The sequence below is a fragment of the Hoeflea phototrophica DFL-43 genome (genome assembly GCF_000154705.2).
GTDB classification, from domain to species: domain Bacteria; phylum Pseudomonadota; class Alphaproteobacteria; order Rhizobiales; family Rhizobiaceae; genus Hoeflea; species Hoeflea phototrophica.
Genome location: NZ_CM002917.1, coordinates 2386242 through 2400150 on the forward strand (window position 1 = coordinate 2386242; position 13909 = coordinate 2400150).

Here is a 13909-nt window from a genome sequence, read left to right on the forward strand (position 1 = left end):
TTGCCCGCAATTCCGGCGACCCTCGGTGTCAGGCCGGTTGATTGTCACGGGACGCCGTGTGATGCCACCTATGAACCGGATACACGCCCGCGGGATTCTGATTACCCGTTCCCGGCATTGGTGGCCTGGACAAACCGCCACGGCGCCCACCAGACCAGCCGTGCATCGAGCGCTTCAGGTACATTGTCGATTCCGTGGGTTCCACCGGGTCCGCAGCGGCCAACGCGGAAGAAAGCCAGCCAGCCGCCCTTCCAGAGCCCATGCCGGGCGATCGCCTCATAGGCATATTCGGAACAAGTCGGCAGGTGGCGGCAGGAATTGCCGATGAAACCGGACAGGGTGAGCTGGTAGAGCCGCACGAGACCGGTTCCCAGCAAGCGCCCCGGGGTCTTGCGCCAGGGCCCTCGCCAGTTGCGGCCCTTTGCCGTCGCTGCCCTCAAGCGGCGTCTTCCGCGGCGCGCCGGGCTTCGATCTGGTCAAGACAGCTGATCACCGCATCAAAGGTCAGGAGCGTCGAGGCATGACGGGCCTTGTAATCACGCACCGGCTCGAGAAATTTCATGTCCGCAAAGCGGCCCTCGGGCGCAGGACCGTTTTCCTTGAGCATCTTGCGCATGGCTTCGCTTGCCGCACGCAATTCTGCGGCACTGGCGCCAATGATGTTGCGCGCCATGATCGAGGAGGACGCCTGCCCGAGAGCGCAGGCTTTCACATCATGGGCGAAAGCCGAGACCACATCTCCATCCATGCTGAGCCAGACCTTGACCTTGGAGCCGCACAATTTCGAGTGCGCGGACGCTTCCGCGTCGGCATTTTCCAACTCGCCCGTCAGCGGAATATTCCCGGCAAAATCCAGAATCCGGGCATTGTAAACATCATCGATCATCGGTTCCGGCCTCTGCTCTTGTCAGGCTGCGACACATCTGGGCGACACACCACCTCGACGTTGGCGGTTTGAACATTATATAGTGAGCATCACGTGTTCGGCAAAACCTGATTGCCTTGCACGATGGGAAACCGTGCCGGAGGGTGAACAAGCCCGAAAGCCCCGGAGCCCGCCAGAAGCGATTATGCGGAAACAACCGCGAAACCGTCTGTGCGCGTGGTCCGATAGAATGCGAGCAACGTAGAGGGATGAAAATCCTGACGGAGACCAAAAGCATGGATGCGATTGTCAAAACTTTTCCTGGCAAGGACGGTGAAGCCCGTCCAACCCAAGCCGAAGCCGAAGAAGCCGTTCGCACATTGTTGCGTTGGGCTGGCGATGATGTGACCAGGGAAGGCCTGATCGACACGCCCAAGCGCGTGGCCAAGGCCTACAAAGAGCTCTTTGCGGGCTATGAACAGGACGCGGAAGAGGAACTCGGCCGCACCTTCGAGGAAGTTGCGGGCTATGACGACATCGTGCTCGTCAAGGATATTCCCTTCTTTTCGCACTGCGAACACCACATGGTGCCGATTATCGGCAAGGCCCATGTTGCCTATCTGCCTGACGGCAAGGTTCTTGGCCTTTCCAAGATTGCCCGCGTCGTCGAGATTTTCGGCCGCCGGCTTCAGACCCAGGAAACCATGACGGCACAGGTGGCGCATTCCATCGACGACACGCTGCATCCGCGTGGCGTTGCCGTGATGATCGAAGCCGAGCACATGTGCATGGCGATGCGCGGCATCAAGAAGCAGGGCTCGACCACGATCACCACCACATTCACCGGCGCCTTCAAGACCGAGCCGCATGAACAGGTCCGCTTCATGACCCTGGTCCGCGGCCGGGACTGACCGGGCGGAAGCCGGCTTGGCTTCGGCATTGAACCGCCCTTGCCTACTGTCTGTTTCCTGAAACTGGTGCTAAAGCCTGTCTTGCCGTCGCTTTTGACGGAAGGACAGGTTGCCAGAGGTTGAAATGACGACGTTTTTTGAAGCTCCATCCTCCGACAAGGCCGTGCTCGAAGAGGGCACGGTGCTCTCGCCGCGTTTCGACAGCGCCGGCCTGGTCACGGCCGTGGTGGCAGATGCGACCGACAACGAGATCCTGATGCTCGCCTATATGAATGCACAGGCGCTGCAGCTGACGATCGAAACCGGCATTGCCCACTATTGGAGCCGCTCGCGCAACAGCCTCTGGAAAAAGGGCGAGACCTCGGGCAACCTGCAAATGGTCGAGGACATTCGCGTCGACTGCGACCAGGATGCCGTCCTGCTCAAGGTCCGCGTCGCAGGCAAAGACGCCACCTGCCACACCGGCCGGCGTTCGTGTTTTTACCGGAAAGTGGATCTGCAAAACGGCAAACCCGGCCTGCTCACCATGGCCGAGCCGCTGTTTGACCCGGGCACGGTCTACGGAAAAAAGTGACAATTCTGTTCCGTTTTGGGTCAATTTCCCGCGCCTTCACCAAATTGAAACCGATTGATGGTGTGATTGATCACGCTCTTTGGGGGAGTGTTCAGCGGGGAAGGACTTCGCATGCTGAACTGGAATTCGAACCATACAGGTGAGCCGCAGGTGGCACACCAGGCCAAGACGACCGGTACGCCCGCACCGCCAGTGAGACCCATGCATCACGACGTTCCACAAAAACCTCGCATAGCCCTGGCGCTCGGCGGCGGAGCTGCGCGCGGCTGGGCCCATATCGGCGTGTTGCGTGCGCTGGACGAGGCTGGTGTCGAAGTCTCGATGATTGCAGGCACCTCCATCGGCGCGCTTGTCGGGGGCTGTTATCTCGCCGGCCGGCTTGACGAACTCGAAGCTTTCGCCCGCAGCCTGACCATGCGCCGCATTGCCGGTCTTCTGGATTTTGCCATTGGCGGCGGCGGCCTGTTTGGCGGCATGCGCCTCAACAACCGGATGCAGGAGCATCTCGTTGGCGTCAACATTGAGGATCTCGAGCGCCCCTTCGTCGCCGTCGCGGCCGAACTCAACACTGGTCATGAGGTCTGGATCAGCTCCGGTTCGCTGATCACCGGCATTCGCGCGTCTTATGCGTTGCCGGGAATTTTCGAACCTGTCCAATGCGGCAACCGCTTGCTGCTTGATGGAGCGCTGGTCAATCCTGTGCCGGTATCGGTCTGCCGTGCCCATGAGCAGCCGCTCGTTGTGGCGGTCAATCTGCACTATGATCTGTATGGCCGTTCCGCCGTGATCAAGCACACCGCCAGCGAACCCGTCCCGGAACAGCAAGGTGAAGCCATGCGCAAACCGGCTCGCCGGGACCGCATTGGCATGACCTCGGTGATGGTGCAGGCCTTCAACATCATTCAGGACCGCATTTCCCGTGCCCGGCTCGCCGGTGACCCGCCGGACATGTCGCTGCACCCCAAGCTGTCAGACATCGGTCTATCGGAGTTTCACCGCGCAAGTGAAGCCATTGACCGCGGCTATCAGGAAGCCTCGGCCAAACTCGGTGAAATCACCCGGATGCAGGCTGCACTGAGGATGGCCTGAACACACCGGCAAACAAGCGGCACGGTTGTCCAACATACCAATCAGGCAGGCTGCTTTGAGAGCGGTGCAACATTCCGCTTGAGGTCCGGAGGCCCTGTGTGCACTGCTTCAATCGGGCTGATTGCTCAACTCGCGATATAAGCTTTGATTTCCTCGGCCTCGCGCTCGACATCCTCGATCCTGCGCCGGACGACATCGCCAATCGAAATGATGCCGATCAACTTTCCGTCTGCCTCGACCGGCAGATGCCGAAAGCGGCCTTTGGTCATCAGCTCCATGACCTGGTTGACCGTGTGGCTTTCCCCGCAAGTGGTCACCTTAGACGTCATGATGTCATAGATCGGGGCGGACAGCGCATCCGCGCCCCGGGAGGCGATCGCGCGCACGATGTCACGTTCGGACAGGATTCCGGCAATCTTGCCGCCCGCCCCGGTTACAACCACCGCGCCAATCTTATTGTCTGCGAGAAAACGCACGGCATCAGCGGTTCCCATCGACGGGCTGACCGTCACCACCTCACGCCCCTTCTCATCCAGAATATGCTTTACAGTCATGCAGTCCTCCTTCCGCAAGATCGCACGCTCCTCAACGCGCGATACCGTAGCACTGCTCATATGGTGCGCTTGAAGCCCTCGGTTTGCAACCCTGTGCGCAATTGCCCACAACAGGTTGCCACGGTGGACCGGCTTGAGACACCGCGCGCGGGCAAGACGGCAGACTTACGGGCCTTTGACCTCAACTGAAGCCGTCTTGCGCAATCACCGTGGATTGAGCGGATCAAACAGCGCGAACATGAAGAAGCCGAACAGAAAACCGCCAACATGGGCTTCCCAGGCAATCGCCGATTCCCCTGCATCGAACGAAAAGCCGAATGCGGCAAGCATGTTGATGCCGAACCAGACCGCCAGGAACACGACAACAGTCCGGTTCGACAGCGATTGGGCGATGCTCATGCGCGGGTTGAGATGGGCATATTCGCGTTGAAAACCACCGCTGGAGAAGGCAAAGCGTGAAGCCGCGCCCATCAGCGCTGAAACGACGCCCGATGCGCCGACCATCACGCTCCGGTCACCCCAGTGAAACGCCAGAAACAATGCCGCAGCTGCGATTGAGGACAAGATCCAGAACGCGACAAAGCGGACCCAGCCGATCCGCCGGGCAACAACGGTGCCGAAGGCTGCGAGCCAGAACCCGTTGAGCGCCAGATGCGCATATCCTCCGTGCAGAAGCGAATAGGTGATCGGCGACCAGTAATAGGCGCCGCCCTGCCCGGCTGCGTCAAAGGCATAGCGCTGCGGAATGAACGCAGTCTCGATGAACAATGCATTGACGGTATCCGGCGGCAATGCGGCATCCAGCGTCACCTGAATTGCAACCATGATCAACAGCATCGCCAGAACGACGTTGGGGATATTGAAAATCGGCGGGTTTCGCGGTGGCGATTGTTCTTGCATGGTGGTCTCAAAAACCCCGGCTGTTACCTTGTGGTGCCTGATGTGCGTTTGGCAATCTCATTGGTCCCGACATCCAACTGGCGCAATGCAAAGGGCCAGTGTGATGAATAGGCCGCGCATCCGACCCAGGCAACCGTCGAACGGACAAAAAAAAGCCGTCCGCAATGTGCGAACGGCCGGTCGAGTCCCCTCGTCCAAAGATGTGCTGAAGGACGTTCCCTTCGTGAAGTTATGAAACGGTTTTGCCACGGCCCACCGCACTGCTGCAATCGAAACACCTTGTTAACCTTAACGGGGCGGCGGTGGCATGGTTTTCGCAAGGTAAACAGCAATGGTCATTTGTGGCTTCCAACCGTGCCAAAACGGCACATATGGCGAGCCTGAGCGATTTGAATCCGTGGCAAACCCCAAGGCGGAAACAGGATGAGACACAAACACAGCCTCGAACTTTATCAATACTGGACATCAAAATGTGCTGGTCGCCCGGCCCCGAGCCGCTCCGACATCGAGCCCGGTGACATTCGCACGCTGCTTCCAAGTGTTTTCATCTGCGAGTTGAGCGACACGAACCAACTGAGCTTCCGCCTCGCCGGAACCGGACTGTGCAATTTGTATGGCCGTGAACTCAAAGGCTGTCAATTTGGCGAATTATGGCTCGACAGCGGAATCCGCAATGCCAACCGCACCGGGACCGCGGTTGCATCCGGCGCAACGCCCGCTGTTCTGTCACTGGACGCTTTGAGCCAGAGCGGCCGTGTGCTCCATGCAGAAATGCTCATGCTGCCGGTTTTCGGCCCAACCGGCGAACATGACCGGTTGATTGGCCTTATTTCGGTGTTCGACCCGCCATACTGGATCGGTCATGATCCGATTGCCGGGCTCTCGACAACAGGCATACGCTTCCTCGACCAATCGCGCGAACCGGTGTTTCTTGGCAATCGGCCTGAGATCGACCTTTCCCGCAAGAGTCGCGACTTCCCGCACACTCCAGTCACCGGGACAACGAGGAAGATTGGCCATCTCACCGTTCTCGACGGCGGCCGTCTGGACTAAGTCCAATTCGAATAGAAATGATTACGCTATGTTAACAATGGGCGAGGTAACATCAGGGCAATTGTGAATATCGAATCGACAGGGCCCCACGTTGATCGCTTCAACTGCACAGCACCAGGACGGAACATCCAACGTCGCCGAGCGGCAGTTTAATCGTGTCACGATTTCCGTCCACGGCAGATTCATGCGCGCCGATCATTCCGAGCATGATTGTGTTGTGGACACCATGTCTCCTTTCGATGCGGTCATCTCATCCAATGCCCAACCCGCAGTTGGCGAGCGCATCGTTGCGTATCTCGACTATCTCGGGCGGATCGAAGGCGCTGTCACAGAAGCCGGCATGCGCACATTTACGATGTCGCTCAACGCCACAGACCGCAAGCGGGACAAACTGTCGGCTCAGCTGACCTGGCTTGCCAACAAGCATGAACTCGGTCTGCCTGAAGACCGCAACCACGAACGTGTGGCCCCAAGCAATCCGTCTTCCGAAATCCAGCTTGAGGATGGCCGCCGCTATCCTTGCCGCATTATCGACCTGTCGGTTTCAGGTGCAGCGATTGAGATCGACGTCCGACCGGCCTTTGGCACAATGGTCATCCTGGGCAATATGCGCGGCCGCGTTGTCCGCCATTTCCAGGAAGGAATTGCTATGGAATTCACAACAGTCCAACCCGAAGACGCGATCATACAACTCTCCTGACACAATCCAATGGACTTGAAATGGTAGGCCGGCTGTAACAGCCGGCTTTTTTGTGCTGAGCGGCGGAGGCTTACGGATCTGCGCGCCGCCGGTCACTCCTGCCTGGCCACCAGGCTTTACCCGGACCACGCAACCGAAACGCAAGCTCAAAATCTCGCAAGACCAACACCGGCCTGCAATGGCCTCCATGTGCAGCGCAAAACCATGGTATCCAAATCCCTACCCAGCACGCTTGCCTTCGATACAATTTTTATACTTATTCTATTCAATGTTTAATACAACAAGACATAACTTAATACTTGTTTTTACTGATTAAATTCGGCTGATTTCAAGGCATGAATGGCATTGTTTGCCCATAACGGGGAAACAAAGCAATGAAACACTACATCAAGAAAATGGGGAATTTCGCCACCGCTTGCGGCCTGGCATTGACAGTCTCAACCGCCGCGATGGCAGCGCCTGCCAATCTCGTTCCTGCCGGGAACACTAACCCGCCTATCGGCCACTACGAATTCTGCAAGAGCTATCCCGGCGAATGCACGTCGCTTGGCCGCGACAGCGGACCGATGGCACTGACACGCCAGACTTGGGCACAGATCCTTGAGGTAAACACCCGGGTCAATCAGGCGATCCAGCCTGATACCGACATCAACATTCATGGCGTCGAAGAGCTGTGGTCCTATCCACGCACCGTTGGTGATTGCGAAGACTACGTGCTGCTCAAGCGCCACATGCTCATCCAGCAAGGTTTCTCGCCTTCGGACCTGCTGATCACCGTCGTGCTTCAGCCAAATGGTGATGGCCATGCGGTGCTCACGGTAAGAACCAATTATGGCGACTACATTCTCGACAACATGCGCGGCGACGTCCGCCTGTGGTCGGAAACCGGCTACACATTTGTCAAACGCCAATCGCCTGAACATGCAGCGCGCTGGACCAAGCTTGGTCCAGGAGCCACCACAAATGTTGGCGCTGTGAAGTTCTGACGAAACAACCGGTTCGGACCAACGGCGCGGGGCCGTCCGAACTGTCACAGACCTGCCGGCCGCCTTGGCGTCCGGCACCGGGAAGGGCCTAGGTCGAGTCCCCATGCTTCCCCGCAACGACCTGGCCTTTAGCCGATCCCAATGTCCCCTGGGGTCGGCTATTTTTTTAATCGATCCGCTTGAGACCGTTGGCAAAGCGTTTGGCGTTCTCCACATAATGCTTCGCAGACCACTCAAGCATGGTGACTGCATCGTCGCCAAGCTGCCGGATCACCTTGGCCGGCGAGCCGACCACCAGCGAATTGTCGGGGATCTCCTTGCCTTCGGTGACCAGCGCGCCCGCGCCGATCAGGCAATTCCTGCCGATCTTCGCGCCATTGAGAACCGTGGCGCCCATTCCCACAAGGCTGTTGTCCCCGATCGTGCAGCCATGCAGGATCGCAGCATGGCCAATCGTGCAGCCTCTTCCGATCACCAGCGGAAAGCCCATATCGGTGTGCAGCACACAGTTCTCCTGAATATTGGAGCCCGCCCCGACATCTATTGGCTCGTTGTCGCCGCGAAGAACAGCCCCAAACCAGATACCGGCCCCCTCGCCCAGGATCACATGGCCAATGACCTGTGCACTCTCGGCCACGAAGCAAAACCCCTCGGGCAATTTGGGTTGCACGCCATCAAGACTGTAAATTGCCATGCCGTATCTCCTCATTGGCATATGCAACGCCCGGGACTCGGGACGTAGCAAAGACGGGACCGGCAAGAGAACTGGCGGTCAAGCAGATTGATTTTTTAGGCCAGAAAATACCCGCTCGCAAATGCCGCCTGCAGCACCAGGACGCCCGAACACATCGACCAGCCCACGGCGATCAGGGCGATCACTGCGTAGAGTGGTAGCGAAACGGTTCCATGGCGCCAGCGCTCATAGCCATTCGCCAGCAAGAGCCGTGGCCCAATCACAGCCGTCAACGCCAGGGCAGCGCCCCGCCGCAACACACCCTCCTCATCACCCGGCGCCTGGACATCCCGCCATCCCAGAGACCGGACTAGCTCCAACGCAATCCAGGAGGTCGCAAACCCGGTAGAAGCTATGAAAACCGAAAACAGAATATCGAAGGAGTAAATCATTGGTTAACCATATCCCGCGCACAATTGGATGATGTCAGGATGCCAAGCAAGGTCCATGCCGCAGCAATATGTTCCATTATGGCACATGCCTTCAAACAGGCTAGCAATCAGGTTGCCCATGTCCGATTCCCATGAAACACTTCAGCATGCGCCACTGTTGTCTCCCGGATTCGTCTGGAAGTTGACAGCAGTCGTTGCCGTGCTTTGCCTGATCACGCTGGCAATCGCCATGACGGGGCGGATGATTGGCGGAACCATCGCACTGGCAGGCAACACAACAGACGACTCCTTGCACGAAATCGTCATCGGCAATGATGTGCTCTTGCTTCCCGCCAATGTGATCCGCTTCGAAAGCCAGCGTGTCTCCGGGGTCCAGGGCGCGGTCGACACCTATTTCGCCTGGCCGGGCATGAGCGGCTACACGCAGAATAACCGCGATATCTTCAACCAGACCCGGTCAGCAGACGGACTGATTTTCGCGCGCATCACCCAATCAACCATGTCCCGCGACATGTCCGGCCGTGTTGGCCCGATCTATGGACGGCTGACCGAGGGATCGGCAGTTGCCGGCCCGAACGGGTTGAACTCCGTCCGACTGAAACCGGGAGCCGGTTACGCCAATGAGCTGATGTATGTGGAGCGCAACGCCGTCGGTCAGCCCTATGCGGTTCGCTGTCTCGTCGAAAGCGCTGATAGCGCCGAAGAATTCACCACAAGGACGGGCTGCCAGCGCGACATTTCTCTGGGAGCGGATATGTCAGTGACCTACCGGTTCTCGATTGATCTCCTGCCACACTGGCGCGAGATCGAACGCGATGTCCGCACCCGGCTTGAGGCTGCTTTGGTTCGCTAAACCGCAGCCAGAAACACATTTTGGTTAGTCGTCGAGATCGACGTCGAGGATCGCCATCGAGAAATTGTAGGACAGGTCGCCGTCCTCATCATCGCGGAACACGATCCCGATAAACTCGTCCCCGAGATACACTTCCGCGGAATCATCCTTGGCCGGCCGGGCCTTGATCACCAGATTGTCATTGAAAATACGCTTGAAATAAGCTTCGAGCTTGATGATTTCGGCGGCTTTCACGATGGCTCTCCTGGCAAGATGACGTCGAGCCGCTTTTGGCACGGACGGCAGGCTAAATCAAACCCGCCCTCCCGATTTTCAAAAACAATCGCTGGGAGCCAATTCCCGGAGCGCTCAGCCGTTGCCGTTGAGCATCTGATCCATGGCGCGCGACGGCTCCTCGCAACCGGCTGTCCCGACCACCCGTGCTGGAACCCCGGCAACGGTGGAATTGGGCGGCACTGCCTTGAGCACCACAGAACCTGAGGCCACACGACTGCAATGGCCAATCTCGATATTGCCGAGAACCTTGGCACCAGCCCCGATCAGCACGCCATCGCCAATCTTGGGATGCCTGTCACCCGACTCCTTGCCGGTACCGCCAAGCGTCACACCCTGCATGATCGAGACATTCTCGCCAACTGTCGCGGTCATGCCGACCACCAGACCGGTGGCATGATCGAGGAACAGCCCCTTGCCCACCTTCGCGGCGGGATGAATATCGGTCTGGAAGATTTCCGACGAGCGGCTTTGCAGATAGAGCGCGAGATCGATCCGGCCACGGTTCCACAGCCAATGCGCCAGCCTGTGGGTCTGGATCGCATGAAACCCCTTGAAGTAGAGAACCGGCTGGATGAACCGATCACAGGCCGCATCGCGGTCGTAAACGGCCTGGATATCAACCCGCAGCACCCGGCCCCATTCCGGCCAGTCACTGACCATTTCCAGGAAAGTCTGCCGCAAAAGATTGGCCTGCAGATCCGGGTGGTCGAGCCGTTCGCACACCCGGTGAATGACGGCCTCCTCCAAAGAGGGCTGGTTGAGAACGGTCGAATAGAGAAACGCAGCAAGCAAAGGATCATGGTTGATCGAGCGCTCGGCCTCCATGCGAATCGAATCCCAAATCGGATCGATCACCTTGAGCGAACCGTCCGTCCTTGCATCAGATTTCGCTGCCATTGCCGCCTCCGGGCTTTGAAAGTTCTCGGCTTGTGCCCATGCTCGACCCAGCGAGCCGGACCGCTGAGAACTAGATAGTGCGTCTTGTGTTGACGTGCAAATCAAGACAATTGAAAGCTATGTGCAAAGAAAGATAAGCCAAAAACCAGCAAAAACAAATGGGCGGGTCAAATGGACGTAAACAAATCCTATGCGGACGGTGCGATCCTCGCCACTCTGACTGAATTGGGCATTGGCCATCTCACCATCAACAGACCGGAAAAACGCAACGCCCTGACCGATCAGATGTGGCGCGCCATTCCTCGGGCTCTGAACTGGCTTGTTGCGGAAAAAGCGGCACGGGTTGTCGCCATTGAGGGCGCCGGAGGCCGTGATTTCTCCGCTGGCGCGGACATTGGCGAGTTCGAAACGCTGCGCCGTGACGCGGCCACGGCGCGGGTTTACGAGGCAGGCAATTCGGCCGCTTTCGCTGCGATCCGCACCTGCCCGGTTCCGGTCATCGCCATGATTCGCGGCATCTGCTTCGGCGGCGGTTTTGGCATTGCCGCCGCAGCCGACATCCGGATCGCCGATGACACGGCCCGGTTTGCCATTCCGGCCGCCCGCCTCGGGCTCGCCTACCCGGTCGACGCGGTTCAGGATCTGGTTCGCGCGCTGGGTGATCAACGCGCCCGGCATGCGCTGTTCTCCGCGCGCGAATTCTCAGCCGCCGAGGCAATGGAAAGTGGCTGTCTGCTGAGCCTGTGCTCCCCGGACTCGCTGGACGCACAAGGGATCGCCCTCGCGCAGGCGGTCGCAGCCGCTGCCCCCTTGTCGGTTCGCGCGTCCAAGGCTGCCATCGCCACGCAATCCAATGCTCTGAAAGAGGACATGAGAACAGCAGCCACCCATGCGGACGCCACCTTTGACAGCGAGGATTACGCGGAAGGCCGAGCAGCTTTCATGGAAAAGCGCGCGCCGCACTTCATTGGCAAATAAGCAAACCTGCCAGCTCAGCCGCGGCCTTCAAGCCGCTCCAGGAACCCGAGAACGGCATCGTTGAAGGCATCGTTGCGATCTCCCGCTACCATGTGCCCTGCACCCGACACATCCACGAATTCGGCATGCGGCGCCATCTCGCGAAACGCAGCGACCGCCTCCTCTGTCACAAGTTCGGACTGCTGCCCGCGAACCAGCAGCAGCGGGACGGTGGTCCCGCATGCCGCATCGACCAAACGCTGCTGAAGGGTCTCTGCACCGGTGTTGATGTTGCGCGGCCCATCGATAAAGGCCGGGTCCCAGTGCCAGCGGTAGCGCCCATCCTCATCCTGGCGCAGGTTCTTTGCGAGGCCATCGAGCGAACGCGGCTGCTTGCGATGCGGCAGATAGGCGGAAATCGCCGCCGCCGCATCTTCCAGCGTGGCAAAACCCTCGCGCATATCAGCCGCCATGAAGCCCTGGATGCGGCTTACGCCATCTGGGTCGATATGCGGTGTGATATCGACAAGGACCAGACCGGCAAGCAGATCCGGCCCTCCGAGATGATCGGCCATCAGACCCGAGATGCCGCCAAGCGACGCGCCCACCAGCACTGGCGGCATGCCATGGCGATCTGTCACCTCGCGGCACACGGCGATCGCATCGGCGGCATAGTCATCAAAGGCGTAGGCCTGATCATCAACCCAGGCGCTTTCGCCATGTCCGCGCTGGTCGACGGTAAAGGCCACATGTCCCGCATCGGCGATCCGCCGTGCGGCGCCACCCCAGGCGTGCCGGGTCTGACCACCTCCGTGCAAAAGCACCACGGGATTGCCGTGACTGGTTCCGCGCGGATGATGTTCATCGGCGATCAGACGATTGTTCGAAGCCCCGGTAAATCCGGTTTGCCCTTTCATGTCATTCATCGCCGCGCCTCGGAGACAGCCCCCGCGTCAACTTTCGAAAAGAACTCAAGCACGGCCGCCTTGAAAACCTTGTCGCCAACCGCCAGCATGTGGTCCCGGTTGGGGATATCAAGCCACTCGCCATGCGGCATCAGTTCGGCCAATTCCTGAGCCGAACCGGCAATGTCATCCCGTGTGCCGACGCCGACCAGTGCCGGCGTGACCATCGCCGCCAGGTGCCCGCGGTCCACCAGGGTGCGCGAGGTCCTGATACAGGCGGCCAGCGCGAATCGGTCACTCTTGGTCTGCTCGGCGAAGGCGCGGAACATACGCCCGCGCTCGTCCGTGACGTCATCAAGCGAAGACGCCAGCAGCGTATCGGCAATCGGATCCCAATCGCCGACGCCATCCACCATGCCCATTCCAAGTCCGCCAAACACCACAGAGCGAACCAGATCCGGCCGCGAGAGCGTCAGGAACGCCGAAATCCTCGCCCCCATCGAATAGCCCATCACATGGGCTGCCTCGATTCCCAGCTCATCAAGCAGTCCGGCGGCATCTGCGGCCATGGTTTCGGGATGATAGGCCTCCGGATCATGCGGCTTGTCGGATTCGCCATGCCCGCGATTGTCAAGCGCGATGACCCGGTATCCGGCCTGATCGAGTGTCTTTGTCCAACCCGGGAAGACCCAGTTGACGTGAGCGGTCGATGCAAACCCGTGAATCAGGAGCACCGGAAACCCGTCCGGCGATCCCGCCTCATACCAGGCGATGTCCATGTCTGCGGAGGTGAAACGGCTTGCTTGCAGGCGATCGAGATTCATCTGGTGTTCCTTTTGCCTTTCCCTACCCCAAACCGCCGGTCTTGCATATGTCGCAACCGGGATTGCCTGCCACGGGGCGTTTGCAGCATCCGGCGGGGAAAACGCGACCAAATACCCGCTACACTTTTGCCCCCGCAGCGTATATGGTCCGGGAAAATCTGATACGCCGCGACGGAGAGATGCATGGCTGGCCACAAAATCCCGCATTTTCAGAACGATGCCGGACATTCCGCAATTGAGATCGGGGTCAAGGAATTCATGTGCGTAGGTGCCAACCCGCCCTTCGATCATCCGCATGAATTTCTCGACATGGGCGCGGAAACCGAGAAGGTCTGCCCCTACTGCTCGACACTCTACAAGTTCAATCCGGCACTGGCTGAAACCGAAACTGTCCCGGCAGGCTGCACCCTGACCACCGAGGCCGCCTGAGGCCCTGAAGG

At 59.1% G+C, this 13909-nt stretch carries 19 protein-coding genes; 9 read left to right on the forward strand and 10 right to left on the reverse strand.

Annotation, left to right across the window (positions count from 1 at the left end; translation table 11 throughout):
- Window positions 1-101 precede the first annotated feature (101 nt).
- Window positions 102-440, reverse strand: coding sequence for a membrane protein insertion efficiency factor YidD (gene yidD, locus HPDFL43_RS11350; RefSeq protein WP_007197483.1), 339 nt, complete (start codon window positions 438-440; stop codon window positions 102-104).
- Entirely contained in the window at window positions 437-886 is a 450-nt protein-coding gene (locus tag HPDFL43_RS11355) for an iron-sulfur cluster assembly scaffold protein (protein ID WP_007197484.1), read from the reverse strand. The genes yidD and HPDFL43_RS11355 overlap by 4 nt, the downstream gene beginning before the upstream one ends.
- Window positions 887-1161: 275 nt before the next feature.
- Here HPDFL43_RS11355 and folE point away from each other — a divergent pair, with 275 nt between their 5' ends.
- From folE to HPDFL43_RS11370, 3 genes are all read left to right on the forward strand, one after another.
- Window positions 1162-1776, forward strand: coding sequence for a GTP cyclohydrolase I FolE (folE, locus tag HPDFL43_RS11360; RefSeq protein WP_040450112.1), 615 nt, complete (start codon window positions 1162-1164; stop codon window positions 1774-1776).
- Between the two features lie 124 nt (window positions 1777-1900).
- Complete coding sequence (gene hisI / locus HPDFL43_RS11365) at window positions 1901-2350, forward strand: phosphoribosyl-AMP cyclohydrolase (protein WP_007197486.1); 450 nt, start codon at window positions 1901-1903, stop codon at window positions 2348-2350.
- A 111-nt stretch (window positions 2351-2461) separates the two neighbouring features.
- Window positions 2462-3439: a patatin-like phospholipase family protein gene (locus tag HPDFL43_RS11370; RefSeq protein ID WP_007197487.1), complete on the forward strand. Its 978-nt coding sequence runs from the start codon at window positions 2462-2464 to the stop codon at window positions 3437-3439.
- 125 nt (window positions 3440-3564) lie between these two features.
- Here the strand turns inward: HPDFL43_RS11370 and HPDFL43_RS11375 are convergent, their stop codons facing one another.
- Both HPDFL43_RS11375 and HPDFL43_RS11380 read right to left on the reverse strand, forming a co-directional pair.
- A complete protein-coding gene (locus HPDFL43_RS11375; protein ID WP_007197488.1) occupies window positions 3565-3993 on the reverse strand; it encodes a CBS domain-containing protein in 429 nt (142 codons plus the stop codon).
- Between the two features lie 204 nt (window positions 3994-4197).
- A complete protein-coding gene (locus tag HPDFL43_RS11380) occupies window positions 4198-4893 on the reverse strand; it encodes a rhomboid family intramembrane serine protease (protein WP_007197489.1) in 696 nt (231 codons plus the stop codon).
- 423 nt (window positions 4894-5316) lie between these two features.
- Here HPDFL43_RS11380 and HPDFL43_RS11385 point away from each other — a divergent pair, with 423 nt between their 5' ends.
- The 3 genes from HPDFL43_RS11385 to HPDFL43_RS11395 all read left to right on the forward strand — a co-directional run bounded on the left by HPDFL43_RS11385 (window position 5317) and on the right by HPDFL43_RS11395 (window position 7632).
- Window positions 5317-5946, forward strand: a complete 630-nt coding sequence (locus HPDFL43_RS11385) for a PAS domain-containing protein (RefSeq protein WP_007197490.1) — start codon at window positions 5317-5319, stop codon at window positions 5944-5946.
- 184 nt (window positions 5947-6130) lie between these two features.
- Window positions 6131-6646: a PilZ domain-containing protein gene (locus HPDFL43_RS11390; RefSeq protein ID WP_007197491.1), complete on the forward strand. Its 516-nt coding sequence runs from the start codon at window positions 6131-6133 to the stop codon at window positions 6644-6646.
- Between the two features lie 395 nt (window positions 6647-7041).
- A complete protein-coding gene (locus tag HPDFL43_RS11395) occupies window positions 7042-7632 on the forward strand; it encodes a transglutaminase-like cysteine peptidase (RefSeq protein WP_040450113.1) in 591 nt (196 codons plus the stop codon).
- A 166-nt stretch (window positions 7633-7798) separates the two neighbouring features.
- Here HPDFL43_RS11395 and HPDFL43_RS11400 read toward each other — a convergent pair whose 3' ends face one another.
- Window positions 7799-8326 (reverse strand): gamma carbonic anhydrase family protein, encoded by a 528-nt coding sequence (locus tag HPDFL43_RS11400; RefSeq protein WP_007197493.1) that lies wholly within the window; start codon window positions 8324-8326, stop codon window positions 7799-7801.
- Window positions 8327-8421: 95 nt separating this feature from the next.
- Window positions 8422-8757, reverse strand: a complete 336-nt coding sequence (locus HPDFL43_RS11405) for a DUF6949 family protein (RefSeq protein ID WP_007197494.1) — start codon at window positions 8755-8757, stop codon at window positions 8422-8424.
- A gap of 118 nt (window positions 8758-8875) precedes the next feature.
- Between HPDFL43_RS11405 and HPDFL43_RS11410 the strand changes: the two genes are divergently transcribed.
- The gene (locus tag HPDFL43_RS11410; RefSeq protein WP_007197495.1) at window positions 8876-9610 is read left to right on the forward strand and encodes a hypothetical protein; all 735 of its coding nucleotides are present in this window, start codon (window positions 8876-8878) and stop codon (window positions 9608-9610) included.
- Window positions 9611-9634: 24 nt separating this feature from the next.
- Here HPDFL43_RS11410 and HPDFL43_RS11415 read toward each other — a convergent pair whose 3' ends face one another.
- The gene (locus HPDFL43_RS11415; protein ID WP_007197496.1) at window positions 9635-9844 is read right to left on the reverse strand and encodes a DUF3126 family protein; all 210 of its coding nucleotides are present in this window, start codon (window positions 9842-9844) and stop codon (window positions 9635-9637) included.
- Between the two features lie 114 nt (window positions 9845-9958).
- Window positions 9959-10783, reverse strand: a complete 825-nt coding sequence (gene cysE, locus HPDFL43_RS11420; RefSeq protein WP_007197497.1) for a serine O-acetyltransferase — start codon at window positions 10781-10783, stop codon at window positions 9959-9961.
- Between the two features lie 171 nt (window positions 10784-10954).
- On the opposite strand from cysE, the gene HPDFL43_RS11425 reads away from it, so the two are divergent.
- Window positions 10955-11761 carry an enoyl-CoA hydratase-related protein gene (locus HPDFL43_RS11425; protein WP_007197498.1) on the forward strand — a complete coding sequence of 269 codons (807 nt, stop codon included), beginning with the start codon at window positions 10955-10957 and terminating at the stop codon, window positions 11759-11761.
- Between the two features lie 14 nt (window positions 11762-11775).
- Here HPDFL43_RS11425 and HPDFL43_RS11430 read toward each other — a convergent pair whose 3' ends face one another.
- Window positions 11776-12666, reverse strand: a complete 891-nt coding sequence (locus HPDFL43_RS11430; RefSeq protein ID WP_007197499.1) for an alpha/beta fold hydrolase — start codon at window positions 12664-12666, stop codon at window positions 11776-11778.
- On the reverse strand, window positions 12663-13469 hold the full coding sequence (locus tag HPDFL43_RS11435) for an alpha/beta fold hydrolase (protein ID WP_007197500.1): 807 nt from the start codon (window positions 13467-13469) through the stop codon (window positions 12663-12665). Before HPDFL43_RS11435 ends, HPDFL43_RS11430 begins: the two co-directional genes overlap by 4 nt.
- Before the next feature lie 183 nt (window positions 13470-13652).
- On the opposite strand from HPDFL43_RS11435, the gene HPDFL43_RS11440 reads away from it, so the two are divergent.
- Window positions 13653-13898, forward strand: coding sequence for a zinc-finger domain-containing protein (locus HPDFL43_RS11440; RefSeq protein ID WP_007197501.1), 246 nt, complete (start codon window positions 13653-13655; stop codon window positions 13896-13898).
- Window positions 13899-13909: the final 11 nt, after the last annotated feature.

What these genes read in the sequence shown, in the direction of transcription:
- HPDFL43_RS11355 (WP_007197484.1), bottom strand. Translation starts at nt 886, where the DNA reads ATGATCGATGATGTTTACAATGCCCGGATTCTGGATTTTGCCGGGAAT.
- folE (WP_040450112.1), top strand. Translation starts at nt 1,162, where the DNA reads ATGGATGCGATTGTCAAAACTTTTCCTGGCAAGGACGGTGAAGCCCGT.
- hisI (WP_007197486.1), top strand. Translation starts at nt 1,901, where the DNA reads ATGACGACGTTTTTTGAAGCTCCATCCTCCGACAAGGCCGTGCTCGAA.
- HPDFL43_RS11370 (WP_007197487.1), top strand. Translation starts at nt 2,462, where the DNA reads ATGCTGAACTGGAATTCGAACCATACAGGTGAGCCGCAGGTGGCACAC.
- HPDFL43_RS11375 (WP_007197488.1), bottom strand. Translation starts at nt 3,993, where the DNA reads ATGACTGTAAAGCATATTCTGGATGAGAAGGGGCGTGAGGTGGTGACG.
- HPDFL43_RS11380 (WP_007197489.1), bottom strand. Translation starts at nt 4,893, where the DNA reads ATGCAAGAACAATCGCCACCGCGAAACCCGCCGATTTTCAATATCCCC.
- HPDFL43_RS11385 (WP_007197490.1), top strand. Translation starts at nt 5,317, where the DNA reads ATGAGACACAAACACAGCCTCGAACTTTATCAATACTGGACATCAAAA.
- HPDFL43_RS11390 (WP_007197491.1), top strand. Translation starts at nt 6,131, where the DNA reads ATGCGCGCCGATCATTCCGAGCATGATTGTGTTGTGGACACCATGTCT.
- HPDFL43_RS11395 (WP_040450113.1), top strand. Translation starts at nt 7,042, where the DNA reads ATGGGGAATTTCGCCACCGCTTGCGGCCTGGCATTGACAGTCTCAACC.
- HPDFL43_RS11400 (WP_007197493.1), bottom strand. Translation starts at nt 8,326, where the DNA reads ATGGCAATTTACAGTCTTGATGGCGTGCAACCCAAATTGCCCGAGGGG.
- HPDFL43_RS11405 (WP_007197494.1), bottom strand. Translation starts at nt 8,757, where the DNA reads ATGATTTACTCCTTCGATATTCTGTTTTCGGTTTTCATAGCTTCTACC.
- HPDFL43_RS11410 (WP_007197495.1), top strand. Translation starts at nt 8,876, where the DNA reads ATGTCCGATTCCCATGAAACACTTCAGCATGCGCCACTGTTGTCTCCC.
- cysE (WP_007197497.1), bottom strand. Translation starts at nt 10,783, where the DNA reads ATGGCAGCGAAATCTGATGCAAGGACGGACGGTTCGCTCAAGGTGATC.
- HPDFL43_RS11425 (WP_007197498.1), top strand. Translation starts at nt 10,955, where the DNA reads ATGGACGTAAACAAATCCTATGCGGACGGTGCGATCCTCGCCACTCTG.
- HPDFL43_RS11430 (WP_007197499.1), bottom strand. Translation starts at nt 12,666, where the DNA reads ATGAATGACATGAAAGGGCAAACCGGATTTACCGGGGCTTCGAACAAT.
- HPDFL43_RS11435 (WP_007197500.1), bottom strand. Translation starts at nt 13,469, where the DNA reads ATGAATCTCGATCGCCTGCAAGCAAGCCGTTTCACCTCCGCAGACATG.
- HPDFL43_RS11440 (WP_007197501.1), top strand. Translation starts at nt 13,653, where the DNA reads ATGGCTGGCCACAAAATCCCGCATTTTCAGAACGATGCCGGACATTCC.